We start from the raw sequence: 13,271 nt of genomic DNA, 5'->3' as shown, positions 1-13,271 counted from the left end.
GTCTCTCGGTGGTGGTCACGGCTGGGGTGCGGCCGTGTCGTGGCCGACCGGTACCAGGTAGTTCAGTTGTGCCCACAGGCGCGCCGCGCCCATTTCCAGGCGCAGGCGCTCGACGCGTGTGTCAATCTCCGCGCGGCGTGCTTCCAGCACCGCCGTCAGGGTGCCCGCGTTGCCGCGATAGGCGGCGATCGTGGCGCGCGTGCGCTCGGTGGCCAGTGGCAGCAGCGAGTTGTCGTAGCGGGTCAGGCGCTCGCGGTCGCTGCGCCATTCCTGCAGCATCGCCAGTGCTTCGGCCACGTGTGCGCGTGTGGCCTCTTCGCGTTCGGCGCGCTTCTGCTCGACGCCGGCCAGCTTGGCCGACAGCTCGCGGTCCTGGCGGTTCTTCTGGTCCCACTGCAGCGGGATCGAAACATTGAGCGAGACCATGTTCGAGTAGGCCGACCCGCGTTGGCTGTACATCAGCTCGACGCTCACATCGGTTTTCTTGTTGGCTCGCGCGAGGTCCGCTTCGGCCTGTGCGACCTCTTCCTGCTTTTGCATCACCGCGATTTCAGGGTGATGGGCGAGCTGGGTCTCCAGATCCTGCGGACTCAAGCGAACCGCATCCAACGCTGGCGCCGGGCCAAGGGAATCACTCGCGGCGGAACCGATCCAGCGCGCCAGTTGCGTGCGGGCCGTGGCGACCTGACGCTCGGCCTGCTCGATACGGTCGTCGATCTGGGCAACCGCCGATCGGGCAGCGAACACGTCGGCTTGCGTGCCCCGCCCGCCCCGGTAGGCAGCAGCGGCGGCGTCGATCTGCAGGCGCGCTTCGTCGCGCTGGGACACCAGCACGTCGCGCACACGCTCTTGGTAAAGACGGTCCAGCCAGGCCATGGCGGTGTCGCGCTGCAGGTTGGCAAGCGCAAGGCTGCGCCCAGCCTCGGCAACTTCGGCCTCGCGCTCGAAGCGCCCGGCGCGGGCCTTGAGCTTGTCGTCGCGCGTGAACTCCTGCATCACGCCGACCGAGCGCATGGTCATGAAGTCGCGCGTCAGGCTGAATCGATCGGCCCCGTTGACAGGCAGGTTGTTGATACCGAGCTTGAGGGTGGGGTCGGGTCGCTGTCCGGCGGCGACCGCCATGTCCCGTGCGGCCGAAGCCGTCGCATCCTGGGCTACGAGCGCGCGAGAACGGTTCTGCGCCATGCGCAGCGCCTGGTCAAGCGTCAGGGTGTCGGCGGCATGGACTGCACCGGCGCCCATGGCAAGCGCCGCCGCGATGCCGACGGCGAGCCTGCGCCATGGCACAGCACCGCCGGGCGTGCGGAAAGAAAAAGAGTCGATGAACATGAGATCTCCGGTTGACGAACGCAATCAGGTCGAACGGAGCTTGTGCGGGTGCGAGCGGAAGCTCGCGGGCACGCGCAAGCGCGACCGATAGGTCTGGTGCAAGCCGGCTCAGGCCGGCCGCACCAGCGTCAGGAGATCAAATGCGAAAACAGCAGTGCAGGATGGCGTGCGGTGGAGAGGCCGCGACGCGCTTGAATTTCCAGTCGGCCGAAGGCCAACCATGCCCGAGAGGCTCGGGCTGCACAGGGAGGGTGTAGAGGGTCGTCAGCAGCGCCGCGGGTACGGTCGGGGCCGATGCATGGTCGGCACTTTGCTGGCCGAAACGACAGTGCTCGGCGCACAGGTTGGCGGCGCTGTCGTCGATCTGGTCGCAGCCCGTCATGGCGGCCATGTCTGACATCGCGGACGTGTCGGGCGACACGGCCATCGAAGCACCTGCCTCGTCATCAGGCATCGTTGCGACCGACCCGTTCATGGGCATCGTCGGGAGAGACTGCGGCGCGCCCGACAGTGCGGGGCAGGCATAGGCAGCGATGGCCATCTGGCCAAAGACCAGCACGCCGAGCATCAGCCGGCAAACGAATCGCCTGAACGCACGCGTCATTGTCATGCGGCCACCCCGCCGGCGCGGCGCTGTGTTTCTGTTCCCGCATGCACTGGCGAACGTCGACGGGAGGTGTTTCCCCGCGCAACCACGCCAGCATCGACCGAGGTCAGATCCGCATCTTGTCCCCCAGCCAGTGCTGCGATGATTGGACATGCCGAGCCCTTGGGGGCCCGAGCACAACAGTCGGCGAGATCCTCCAGCGCCGAGGCCATCGATTCCAGATCGGCCATGCGCTCCCGAATCTCCGCGACTCGTTGGCGTGTGATCTCCTGAACACGCAGCTGATCACGTGTGGTGCTCAACGACAGCAACTGCGCGATGTCTTCCAACGAGTACCCCAAGGCCTGGGAACGCTTGATGAAGCGCAGACGGCGGACATCGTCACTCGAGTACTGCCGAAAACCACCGTCCACGCGATTCGGTGCTGCCAGCAATCCACTGCGCTGGTAGTAGCGCACAGCCTCCACGCCCACGCCTGCCGTGTCGGCGAGTTTGCGTATGGTGAATGCGTGGGTAGGCATGGCGAAGTGCAAAAGAGGCGCAGACGATCAAGCGAAGGAAAAACTCAAAGTCCGTTGTTGGGTACGAAGTTTAGATTAACTCGCCAATGCGTGTCAAATCCGGTCGGGTGAGTTTTTGCCGCGGTGCGATTTCTCACTCCGCATCCTCGCCCAGCATCGGGCTGGCCCACGCACAGATGCGCTTGTTCGACCGCTGCTTCACAGGCAGAGTCAGCTTGAGCCGATGAATGGCGAAACCCTGCTCGCCGCGATCCGCAAAGGCGCAGTGCTGCTCCTTCTCAACCGCCGCAACATTGACACGCTCCTTGTGCCTGGATTGGCGGGCACTTGACCGAGCCATACGAACAGAACACGCAGCAGTCCCCAGCCTTGGGACTCAGCACCACCTTGCACTGCTTGCATTCGTAGAAGAACTGGCAAGCATCGGTAGGCATGCGCTCACGGCTGACGTGGCCGCACCGGGGGCATGTCAGGACAGAGTCCAGTATGGGCGCGGTCGTGGCCGTCACTTGCGCACCGTCGAGGGATAGCCTGCTTCGGTGGCGGCCTTGACCAACGCCGGGACGGTGGCCTTGTCTGCGTCGAACGAGACCGTGGCCGTCTTCCTCTCGAAATCGATCCGCGCCTTGCTCACGCCAGGCACGTTCTCCAGTGACTTCCTGACGGTGACGGGGCACAGGTTGCAGGTCATGTTCTGAACGTCGAGGACCGTAGTTCGCGGCGTGGTCGCGAGTGCCGCAAGCGGCGCCAACCCGATCGTCAAGGTGATGAGCGATTTGCGCATAGGAGTCCCTTCAGAGGAAGAGCGGTACCAACCAGGGCACCGACAGCAACGCGAGCAGCACAAGCGCGACGGCCCAGAAGATCCATCGTTGACGCCTGAGCACCATCGGTTCGGCACACGGTGCGCCTGGCTCGCAGACCTGCGGCAGCAGATACAGGCGGCGGAATGCCAGACCAAGAAACAACACCGTTGCACCGATGAGCCAGGGCCGCAGCGGCTCCAATGCCGTGAGATTGGCAACCCAGGCACCGCCGATGCCGAGCATCAGCAGCACGAGCGGCCCCACGCAGCAGACCGAAGCACCGATCGCGGCCAGTGCGCCGGCAAAGAGCGAGCCTTTGACGTTGAGTGTTGACATCACGCAGAGTGAATTTGTTCGACAATCGGTAGTCTAGAGTCCGTACCATGGTACGGAGTCAAGAGGAGCGCGTGATGGCTGAGCTGACGATAGGGCGACTGGCCGACCAGGCCGGCGTGAACGTGGAAACAATCCGCTACTACCAGCGGCGTGGATTGATGACTGAGCCGGACAAGCCGACCCATGGGCACCGGCGCTACGTCGTCGATAACGTCAGGCGTGTGAGGTTCATCAAGCGGGCGCAGGTGCTGGGCTTTACTCTGGAAGAGATCGGAAGCCTGCTGGACCTCGATGAGACGCATGCCTGTGCCGAAACACGCGAGCTTGCCGCGCACAAGCTGCAGGTCATCGAGACCAAGCTCGCCGACCTGAAGGCGATGCGCAAGGCCTTGACGTCGCTCCTGCGCGAGTGCGACACGGGAGCGGTACGGGGACGCTGCCCGATCCTCCACGCACTGATTGCAGACTAGCGATGAGGTGAGACCGCGATGAGCACCAAAAGCAGCAGCACTACGCTAGGCCAAATTCCAGCTGGCATCTGGGTGCTCGGCTTTGTCAGCATGCTGATGGACATCTCTTCGGAAATGATCCACAGCCTGCTGCCACTGTTCATGGTCTCGACCCTGGGAGCGAGCGCCTTGGCGGTCGGTCTGATCGAAGGGCTGGCCGAGTCCACGGCGCTGATCGTCAAGGTTTTTTCTGGGACGCTGAGCGACTATCTGGGCAAACGCAAAGGACTCGCCGTGCTGGGCTACGGCTTGGGCGCGTTGTCGAAGCCGCTGTTCGCGCTGGCCCCGAGCATCGGTGTGGTGCTGACAGCCCGACTGCTGGATCGGGTCGGCAAGGGCGTGCGTGGTGCCCCACGTGATGCGCTGGTTGCCGACATCGCGCCACCCCATCTTCGCGGTGCAGCGTTCGGGTTGCGCCAGTCGATCGACACCATCGGGGCCTTCCTCGGCCCGCTGCTGGCAGTGGGCTTGATGCTGCTATGGGCCAACGATTTTCGAGCCGTATTCTGGGTCGCAACGATCCCGGGCTTCCTGGCGGTTGCGCTTCTCATGTTCGGCCTTCGCGAGCCAAAACATTCGCCGGCCGCGAAGCGCATCAATCCGATCCGCCGGGAGAACCTGAGACGCCTTGGCGGGCCGTATTGGTGGGTGGTCGGCATCGGTGCAGCGTTCACCCTGGCGCGGTTCAGCGAGGCGTTCCTGGTACTGCGCGCGCAGCAAAGCGGCATCGCGGTCGCGCTGGTGCCGCTCGTGATGGTGGCGATGAACCTGATCTATGCGATGTCGGCCTACCCTTTTGGCAAACTTTCCGATCGCATGAGCCACACCAAACTGCTGGCATTTGGCCTTGGCGTGCTGATTGCCGCCGACCTCGTCCTGGCAATCAGCGACCACTGGGCCGTCGTGCTGGCCGGCGTTGCCCTGTGGGGAATGCACATGGGCATCACACAGGGTCTGCTGGCCACCATGGTGGCGGATACCGCACCCGCTGACCTGCGAGGCACGGCCTACGGTTTCTTCAACCTGGTGAGCGGCGCGGCCATGCTTGTCGCCAGCGTATTGGCGGGATTGCTCTGGGATCGGTTCGGGGCCTCGACCACGTTTGGGGCTGGCGCTGTCTTTTGTCTTCTCGCTCTGGCCGGGCTAGCGTTGCAAGCGTTCGTGCGCGGCGCCAAAGCAACCAGCGCTTGACGGGACCTCCAGCGCCAAGACGTGCCGTCGCACTGCATCGATGGTCTCGTCGGTGGGCAGCATTCGGCCGACGACGACCGACTGAATCGGCGTCGGGGTGAGCCTCGCCGGCATGGCGATCATTTATGTTCGGCCCGAGGCCTGCGAGCTAGGCTACCTCCGGCGCATCAGTGACTGTGCCGCCTGCTCGAGACGTTCACCTAGGCCAGAGATCGCCTTCAAGTCCTTCCTCATCCATCAACGCTCTGGATGCATCGCCCTTCACCCAGAAGGTCGTCCTGAGGTCGATCCCCCGCCGCCGCCCAGGGACGCTGGGTTTGCGAAGAGCGCGCTTGACGCGGCAATCGCGGCAGGCGGCCGCCCAGCCGCGATCCCCTCAGTAGAAGCCGAAACCTCCAGCCATTTGGGGCCCACGCCGGTGGCCAGCCACCTGGTATTCACTCCAAAGCGTGAAAAAGGTAGGCACTCCCAGCAGGCTGGCCTAAAGCACGGCCGAATGAACGAAAATGGTAGTCGTTCTTATTTGAGGCTGATTGAAGAATGAAGCGCTTGCTATTGATTCTGTGGGTTGGGCTGTGTTTCATGGGCTCTGCCGCCGCGCAGAACCCTCCTGCTGGAGCCGACGAAGGACCGCGTCAGCTATGGCAGCTCCTGGACTATGTTGCCGTGGACTACGGTGGTGCGGTCGACAAGGGCGCCATCGTCAGGGAATCGGAATATGCGGAAATGCGCGATTTCACCGCCAATGCGGTGACCCAGGCGCGCAGCCTTCCTGCGCATGCCTCCAAGGACGCGGTAGTCACTGCTGCCACCAAACTGCAGGCGGCCGTGTCCGGCAAGGCAGATGGCGCAGAGGTGGCACGCCTGGCGCATGAAGCGGAGGCGCTGCTGGTGGCCGCCTATCCCATTCCCGTGGCACCGAAGGCCCTGCCTGACCTCAAGCGAGGCGCGGCGCTCTTCCAAGCCCAGTGCGCATCCTGTCACGGCACCGCGGGCGCAGGCGACGGACCACTCGCAGCCAAACTGGAGCCACCGCCGATCGCCTTCACAGACCGGGAACGTGCTCGCTCGCGAAGCCTCATGGCGCTCTATCAAGTCGTCTCCCAGGGCGTTACCGGCACGGCGATGCCGAATTTTGCTGCGCTTCCCGATGAGGACCGATGGGCACTTGCGTTCTTTGCCGGCACGCTTTCCCATGACGCCGGCATGCGCGAACGAGGTGAGCAGCTGTGGAAACATGATGCCGCTGCCCGCAAGGAGTTTGCCGACCTGGCCGCGGTGACCACGGTCACCGAGGCTGCAGCGGCCGGCCGCATCGGACCCGACGCGGCCCGTGATCTGACGGCCTACGTGCGCAGCCAACCCGAGGTGGCATCGGCAGCCGGCAACGCCGGCGCGCTGACCCTGTCCCGCACGCGCTTGGGTGAGAGCCTGGCCGCAATTCGCAAGGGCGACAAGCCTGCGGCAACCCGACTGGCGCTCTCTGCCTATCTTGATGGCTTCGAGCCGCTGGAGCCGTCCCTGGGTGCGCGCAACAAGGCACTCCTGACCGAGGTGGAGAGCGGCATGCTGGCCTATCGCTCGGCCATCAACAACGGCACGCTGGCCCAAGCCGAGGCCGCGGCTCAAAAGCTGGACTACCTCTTTGCCGAGGTAGAAAAGGAACTGGGCGGCGAATCGGCGGACCCGCTCACCACCTTCCTGGGCTCGCTGACCATCTTGCTGAGAGAAGGCCTCGAGGCCCTGCTGATCGTTGTGGGCATGGTGGCTTTCCTGAAGAAAGCCAATCGCCCAGACGTCCTGCGCTACGTGCATGGCGGCTGGATCGTGGCCCTGGCCGCCGGCGGGCTGACCTGGGCCGTGGCAACCTATTTCGTGAACATCAGCGGGGCAAGCCGGGAGGTGACCGAAGGACTTTCGTCCCTCTTTGCCGCGCTCGTTCTGCTGAGCGTGGGCTTGTGGATGCATCAGAAGAGCGCCGCCGGCCGCTGGCAGGCCTACCTCAAGGAAAAGCTCTCCTCGGCCATGTCAAAGCGCTCGGCTTGGGCCCTGTTTGGCCTGTCGTTCATCGCGGTTTACCGCGAGGTATTCGAAACCGTGCTCTTCTACTCCGCGCTGTCGGCAGACGGCAACGGCAATGCCCTGCTGGGTGGGTTCGGCTTGGGCATGGGCCTGCTGGCGATCCTTGCCTGGGTGATGCTGCGCACAAGCGCCCGGATGCCCATCGGGAAGTTCTTCAGCATCAGCTCGATCCTGGTCGCTGTGCTCGCCGTTGTCCTGGCGGGCAAAGGCGTGGCGGGACTGCAGGAGGCTGGCTGGCTGGGGGCCAGCCCCATCATGGCGCCGCGGATCGAATTGCTGGGCATGTACCCGTCGGCCGAGACCGTGGTGGCGCAGATCATTGTTCTGCTGATCGCTGTTTCGGGTTTCGCGTTGAATGCATACAGAGGCCGGCGGTTGCAGCCGGCATGACCTTCGGGAGGCACGGGGCGACGGCGGGCCTCATGCGCTGGCGTTGCGCCGCGCCGTTTGCGACGCCTCGCGCAGGATTTCCCGGCCGCCGTTCGCAGCGATCCCGGCCACGATGACGCCCAGCACCAGGTCCGGGATGTTCGATCCGAACCCCATCACCAGCACGCCGGACAGCACAACCGCGCCATTGACGATGGAGTCGTTGCTGGTGAAGATCGCGGACGCCTTGAAGTTCACATCTTCCCCGCGATGGCGGCGCAGCAGTCTGAGGCACACCAGGTTCAAAGCCGCGTTCGCCGCGGCCATGGCCATCATCGCCAAGCCGACAGGTTCCTCTCCGCCAGCGAAGCGGCGCAGGACCTCCACCAGCAGCAGCGCGGCCAGGCCGATGAGCAATAAGCCCGATAGGCGCGCCGCCCTCACCTTGACCATTGCCGCCCGGCCGACGGCGTACAGGCTGACCGCATAGACCGACGCGTCGGCGAGATTGTCCAGCCCGGCGCCCATCAACGCCGTCGAGGCAGCCCACAGGCCAATGCCGATTCCCGCGGCGGACTGGGCCAGGTTGATCAGCAACACGGACCGCAGAATCTTGCGGTCTGCCGCGTTGCTCGCATCGAGGCCGCCGAGCTCGTCGTCTTTGTCATTCTTGTCGTTTTCAGGCATGCGTTGTTCCTCCCACGTTGCAGGATCCTGAGGCCTGCAGCGGCTGGAGAGTCAAGCGCAGATACACGCAAGTTGCGATGGCGCCGACACCAGGCGAGGCCTGCCGCGTCCGTTCTAAGACCTGCTTGACTCTACATCAGCTAGAGGGTTTCCAATCTTGGCCAGACCCTTCTGAGGACAGAATGATGAGCACGACAAAACGCCCGTTCCTGGACACTGTGATCCGGTATGGCAGCTACCCGCTGATCCTTGGCGCCACCGCCGTGGTGCTCTTCGGTGGGCTCGCGGCCGGCTGGCCATATTTCCCGACGGTGCCGCTCACGGTGGCTGCCGCGCTCGCTTGCGTCGCCCTGCTGGAGCGGCGGCAGCCCTTTCATGCGGCCTGGAGTCGCGACCACCGCGACAGCAAGTGCGACGCCATCCACGCAGCGGTCAACCTCCTTGTTCTCCTCGCCGTGCACGGCGTGGTGGCGGCCTTGGCGCCGCTGTGGTCAACCGGGACATGGTGGCCGGACCAGTGGCCGCTTTGGGCGCAAGCTCTTGCCGTCGGTGCGGTACTCGATCTGAGCCTCTACAGCGTCCATTGGCTGAGTCACCGCGTGGCTCGGCTCTGGCGGTTCCACGCGATCCACCACAGCTCGGAGCGCCTGTATTGGCTCAACGGGGAGCGCCGGCATCCCTTGCATGCCGGGATGATGGCCGCGCCTGGTGTGCTCGCGGTGGTCCTGATGGGAGCACCGGCACTGGCCATCGGCGCATGGCTCGGCTTGTTGGCCGTGCACCTGGCCTTCCAGCACTCCAACCTGGACTACCGGGTCGGGCCGCTGCGATTCGTGATCGGAGCGGCTGAAGTCCACCGCTGGCATCACAAGCGAGAGTATGAAGACGCCCAGGTCAACTACGGCGAGTTCTGGATGCTCTGGGACCACTTGTTCGGCACTTTCCGGCTGCCAAAGCACACGCTCGGCGCCAACGAAGTGGGACTCAAGGAGGCGGATTTTCCGATGGAGTACGGCCCGCAGCTGGTCTATCCCTTCCGCCGCCGGCCGGCGGCGGCAGACGTTTCTGCAGATGACCATGGGCTTGCCCGCGCCGCCTTCCTGCGCGAGACGGGCATTGCCGCTTCTCGCGAGGCCGCCAGCGATCTGCGCGCCGCGTGGCGTGCCCATGAATTGGGCCATATCGTGGCGCAGCCTTACCTTGGCCTGCACCTGCGCAGCCACGCCGCGATGCTCGGGCTGGCTTGGAGAACCCGCAACGTTGCGGAGGTAGCGGCGCAGCTCGCCCGGCTCGCGCTGGCTCCTGTGGGCCACGCCCTCGGCCGCACACCGCCTCAGAACGCCGGCACCGGGCGCTTTGGCGTGATGGAGCACGGCGCATGGCCGCCGGAACTGGACCCGATCACCTTCCAGCGGCGATGACACCCTCGAGCTTCAGGCATGCTCGGCCAAGCTGTTGAGAACGCCGCACTCGCGCGAGGTTCGGGCGGTATCGCAGGAGCGCCGCAAATCCATCAAATCGCGCTCCAACTCGCGCAATTCCTTCATCTTGGTCCGTACCTGGGCGATATGAGAGTCAACCAGCGCATTCACCTCGCCGCAGTCCCGCTCGGGCCGATCCCGGAAGCTCAGCAGTTGACGGATCTCCTCCAGCGTCATGTCCTTGGCCCGGCAGTGGCGGATGAACAGCAGGCGCTGAAGGTGCGCATCGTCGTACAGCCTGAAGTTGCCCTGGCTGCGCGCAGGCTCAGGCAGCAAGCCTTCGGACTCGTAGAAGCGCACGGTCTGCACTGGGCAGTCCGCCTTTTTGCCCAGTTCACCGATCCGCATCATGGTTGTTCCTCCGGAAAAGCTTGACTTTATACCTACTAGAGGTTGTTCAATAACGGAATGTAGGCAAATCCCTGCCAATGGAAGCTTCTATGAACAAAGAATCCCCCAACACATGCGGCTGCTCCGGCGGCAGTGGCCAACAGACAGGCTGCGCCAGTGAGAAGCCGAGCACAGAGATCACCGTTTTCCACGTGAGCAACATGGATTGCCGTAACGAGGAAGCACTGGTGCGGCGAACGCTGGAGGGCATGCCCGGCATCGAGCGGCTGCTGTTCGACCTTCCGCAACGCCAACTGATCGTTTCGCACCGTGAGGTCTCGGCGGATGCCCTGGCGCAGGCGCTGAACGCGGTGGGCATGAAGGCCCAGGCCGTCCGGGAAGCCGCTGTGCTGACGACCTACCGCATCGAGAACATGGACTGCCCAAGCGAGGAAAAGCTGATTCGTTCGCACCTCGGGGCCGTGGAGGGGGTCCAGGACCTGGACTTCAACCTGGTCGAGCGCACCTTGGCGGTGAAGCACCTCGCACAGGCGCGGGAGCAGATGGAGCAGGTCCTGGCTTCGATCGGCATGCGCGCCAAGGAGCAGACCGCCAGCCAAACACAGCCCACTGCCGCTGTGGCCGCGGTTGAACCCACGGCTTTGCAAGACCAGCCGGTGCCCCCGGTTTCCACTCCGCCAGCCGGGGAGCGCGTGACGTACCGGATCGAGAACATGGATTGCCCGACGGAAGAAGCGCTGATCCGCGGCCGGCTGGGCAAGGAGCCGGGCGTGACCGCGCTGGACTTCAACCTGATGCAACGCGTGCTGGGCGTCCACCACACCCTGGCCTCCACGGCGCCGATCGAGAAGGCGCTGGCTTCCATCGGGATGCGCGCCTCGCGGCAGGACCTCCAGGCGGTCACCACCGTGCTGCGCATTGACAAGATGGACTGCCCAACTGAAGAGGGCCTGATTCGCGGCAAGCTGCAAGGCATGCCGGGCGTGCAGGGCATGGATTTCAACTTGATGCAGCGCACGCTCACTGTCCGGCACACGCCTGACGCGATCAAGCCCGCAGTCAAGGCCATCGAGTCGCTGGGCATGGAAACGCAGGTGCAGACAACGGATGAACCGCACGCCTCCCAGGCGCCCGCACCGAAGACCAACTGGTGGCCCATGGCGGTTTCGGGCGTTGCGGCGGTGGCCGCCGAGGGCGTGTACTGGGTCAACGACGGCAACCACTGGGCCGTGATCGTGCTGGCCCTGGTCTCGATCTTCACTGGCGGCCTCAGCACCTACAAGAAGGGCTGGATCGCGCTGAAAAACCGCAACCTGAACATGAATGCCCTGATGTCCATCGCGGTCACGGGCGGCATGGCGATCGGCCACTGGCCCGAGGCGGCCATGGTCATGTTCCTCTTTGCGTTGGCCGAGGTGATCGAGGCGAAGTCGCTGGACCGTGCCCGCAATGCCATTCGCGGGCTGATGGACTTGGCACCCGAGACCGCGACCGTGCGGCAGCCCGACGGCTCGTGGACGGAACTGCCGGCCAAGGGGGTCGCCAAGGGCGGTGTGGTTCGCGTGCGACCAGGCGAGCGCATCGCACTGGACGGCGTGATCACGGCGGGTCAATCCACCATCAACCAGGCGCCCATCACCGGCGAGAGCCTGCCCGTCGAGAAGGCCGAAGGTGATCAGGTCTTCGCCGGAACCATCAACGAGACCGGCTCTTTCGAGTACAAGGTGACCGCAGGCGCCAGCGATTCAACACTCGCGCGCATCATTCATGCCGTGGAGTCCGCGCAGGGCAGCCGCGCGCCCACGCAGCGCTTCGTCGACCAGTTCGCCCGTGTCTACACCCCGGCCGTGTTCGCGGTGGCCGTGCTGGTCGCGGTCGTTCCACCGCTGGCCTTCGGCGGCGCCTGGTTCGACTGGGTCTACAAGGCGCTCGTGCTGCTGGTGATCGCTTGCCCCTGCGCTCTGGTCATCTCCACGCCCGTCACCATCGTCAGTGGCCTGGCCGCCGCCGCCCGACGCGGCATCCTGATCAAAGGGGGCGTCTATCTGGAGGGCGGTCGCAAGCTCAAGGCACTCGCATTGGACAAGACCGGCACGCTCACGCACGGCAAGCCCGAGCAGACCGACTACGTGCCCCTGATCGGTGATGCGCAGGAGGTTGCCGCCTGGGCGGCAAGTCTTGCCGCGCGCTCGGACCATCCCGTGTCCCAGGCCATCGCCCGCAAGGCGAAGCGGGACGGCATCGCACTGCACGAAGTCGACGAGTTCGCGGCATTGCCGGGACGCGGCGTGCGCGGACGCATCGCCGGCCGTCTGCTGCACATGGGGAATCACAGGCTCGCGAAGGAGTTGGGACTGAGCGAAGAGGCGCTTCAGTCCCTGCTCGAAGCGCTGGAGCGCCAAGGCAAGACCGCGATCCTGCTGATGGACGATAAGACCGTGCTCGGCGTCTTCGCCGTGGCCGACACGGTCAAGGAAACCAGCCGTGCGGCGGTGGCCGACCTGCAGGCGCTGGGCGTGCGCACGCTGATGCTGACCGGCGACAACCAGCACACGGCGGCTGCGATCGCCGCCCAGGTCGGGATCTCGGAAGCCCGCGGCGACCAGTTGCCCGAGGACAAGCTCAAGACCATCGAGAGTCTTGTTGGCGGCGAGGGCCAGGTGGGGATGGTGGGCGACGGCATCAACGATTCGCCCGCGCTCGCACGTGCCGACATCGGCTTCGCCATGGGCGCGGCCGGCACCGACACTGCCATCGAAACAGCCGACGTCGCCCTCATGGACGACGACCTGCGCAAGATCCCGGTCTTCATCCGGCTGTCGCGCAGCACCGCGGCGATCCTCACGCAGAACATCGTTCTGGCCCTGGGCATCAAGGCGGTGTTCCTTGCGTTGACGTTCACCGGGCATGCCACCATGTGGATGGCCGTGTTCGCCGACATGGGGGCGAGCTTGCTGGTGGTTTTCAATGGTCTGAGGCTACTCAAGACCCAGAAGGCCTGA

Annotated in this window: 13 protein-coding genes; 5 read left to right on the top strand and 8 right to left on the bottom strand. The window is 64.9% G+C overall.

Annotated elements, in window-relative coordinates; all coding sequences use genetic code 11:
* Positions 1 to 15: 15 nt before the first annotated feature.
* From ACWV14_RS11775 to ACWV14_RS11750, 6 genes are all read right to left on the bottom strand, one after another.
* Positions 16 to 1,329 carry a TolC family protein gene (locus tag ACWV14_RS11775; RefSeq protein ID WP_454909567.1) on the bottom strand — a complete coding sequence of 438 codons (1,314 nt, stop codon included), beginning with the start codon at positions 1,327 to 1,329 and terminating at the stop codon, positions 16 to 18.
* 136 nt (positions 1,330 to 1,465) lie between these two features.
* Positions 1,466 to 1,897 (bottom strand): hypothetical protein, encoded by a 432-nt coding sequence (locus ACWV14_RS11770; protein WP_454914102.1) that lies wholly within the window; start codon positions 1,895 to 1,897, stop codon positions 1,466 to 1,468.
* Between the two features lie 38 nt (positions 1,898 to 1,935).
* The gene (locus tag ACWV14_RS11765; RefSeq protein WP_454909565.1) at positions 1,936 to 2,457 is read right to left on the bottom strand and encodes a MerR family transcriptional regulator; all 522 of its coding nucleotides are present in this window, start codon (positions 2,455 to 2,457) and stop codon (positions 1,936 to 1,938) included.
* A gap of 278 nt (positions 2,458 to 2,735) precedes the next feature.
* Positions 2,736 to 2,966, bottom strand: a complete 231-nt coding sequence (locus ACWV14_RS11760) for a GDCCVxC domain-containing (seleno)protein (RefSeq protein ID WP_454909564.1) — start codon at positions 2,964 to 2,966, stop codon at positions 2,736 to 2,738.
* On the bottom strand, positions 2,963 to 3,241 hold the full coding sequence (locus ACWV14_RS11755) for a cation transporter (protein WP_454909563.1): 279 nt from the start codon (positions 3,239 to 3,241) through the stop codon (positions 2,963 to 2,965). Before ACWV14_RS11755 ends, ACWV14_RS11760 begins: the two co-directional genes overlap by 4 nt.
* A 10-nt stretch (positions 3,242 to 3,251) precedes the next feature.
* The gene (locus ACWV14_RS11750) at positions 3,252 to 3,599 is read right to left on the bottom strand and encodes a mercuric transporter MerT family protein (RefSeq protein ID WP_454909562.1); all 348 of its coding nucleotides are present in this window, start codon (positions 3,597 to 3,599) and stop codon (positions 3,252 to 3,254) included.
* 74 nt (positions 3,600 to 3,673) lie between these two features.
* On the opposite strand from ACWV14_RS11750, the gene merR reads away from it, so the two are divergent.
* The 3 genes from merR to ACWV14_RS11735 all read left to right on the top strand — a co-directional run bounded on the left by merR (position 3,674) and on the right by ACWV14_RS11735 (position 7,771).
* A complete protein-coding gene (gene merR, locus ACWV14_RS11745) occupies positions 3,674 to 4,069 on the top strand; it encodes an Hg(II)-responsive transcriptional regulator (RefSeq protein ID WP_454909561.1) in 396 nt (131 codons plus the stop codon).
* A gap of 18 nt (positions 4,070 to 4,087) precedes the next feature.
* Entirely contained in the window at positions 4,088 to 5,299 is a 1,212-nt protein-coding gene (locus tag ACWV14_RS11740) for an MFS transporter (protein ID WP_454909560.1), read from the top strand.
* Between the two features lie 540 nt (positions 5,300 to 5,839).
* Complete coding sequence (locus ACWV14_RS11735; protein ID WP_454909559.1) at positions 5,840 to 7,771, top strand: FTR1 family protein; 1,932 nt, start codon at positions 5,840 to 5,842, stop codon at positions 7,769 to 7,771.
* Between the two features lie 30 nt (positions 7,772 to 7,801).
* Here ACWV14_RS11735 and ACWV14_RS11730 read toward each other — a convergent pair whose 3' ends face one another.
* Positions 7,802 to 8,437 carry a cation transporter gene (locus ACWV14_RS11730; RefSeq protein WP_454909491.1) on the bottom strand — a complete coding sequence of 212 codons (636 nt, stop codon included), beginning with the start codon at positions 8,435 to 8,437 and terminating at the stop codon, positions 7,802 to 7,804.
* A gap of 185 nt (positions 8,438 to 8,622) precedes the next feature.
* Between ACWV14_RS11730 and ACWV14_RS11725 the strand changes: the two genes are divergently transcribed.
* Positions 8,623 to 9,858: a sterol desaturase family protein gene (locus tag ACWV14_RS11725; protein WP_454909492.1), complete on the top strand. Its 1,236-nt coding sequence runs from the start codon at positions 8,623 to 8,625 to the stop codon at positions 9,856 to 9,858.
* Positions 9,859 to 9,870: 12 nt separating this feature from the next.
* On the opposite strand, the gene cadR is transcribed toward ACWV14_RS11725, so the two are convergent.
* The gene (gene cadR, locus ACWV14_RS11720) at positions 9,871 to 10,269 is read right to left on the bottom strand and encodes a Cd(II)/Pb(II)-responsive transcriptional regulator (protein WP_454909493.1); all 399 of its coding nucleotides are present in this window, start codon (positions 10,267 to 10,269) and stop codon (positions 9,871 to 9,873) included.
* Between the two features lie 89 nt (positions 10,270 to 10,358).
* Here cadR and ACWV14_RS11715 point away from each other — a divergent pair, with 89 nt between their 5' ends.
* A complete protein-coding gene (locus ACWV14_RS11715) occupies positions 10,359 to 13,271 on the top strand; it encodes a heavy metal translocating P-type ATPase (protein ID WP_454909494.1) in 2,913 nt (970 codons plus the stop codon).

The sequence above is a fragment of the Variovorax durovernensis genome (assembly GCF_977011995.1).
The sequence above is the reverse complement of the archived record's forward strand: the minus strand, read 5'-3'. Positions and strand labels throughout refer to the sequence as shown.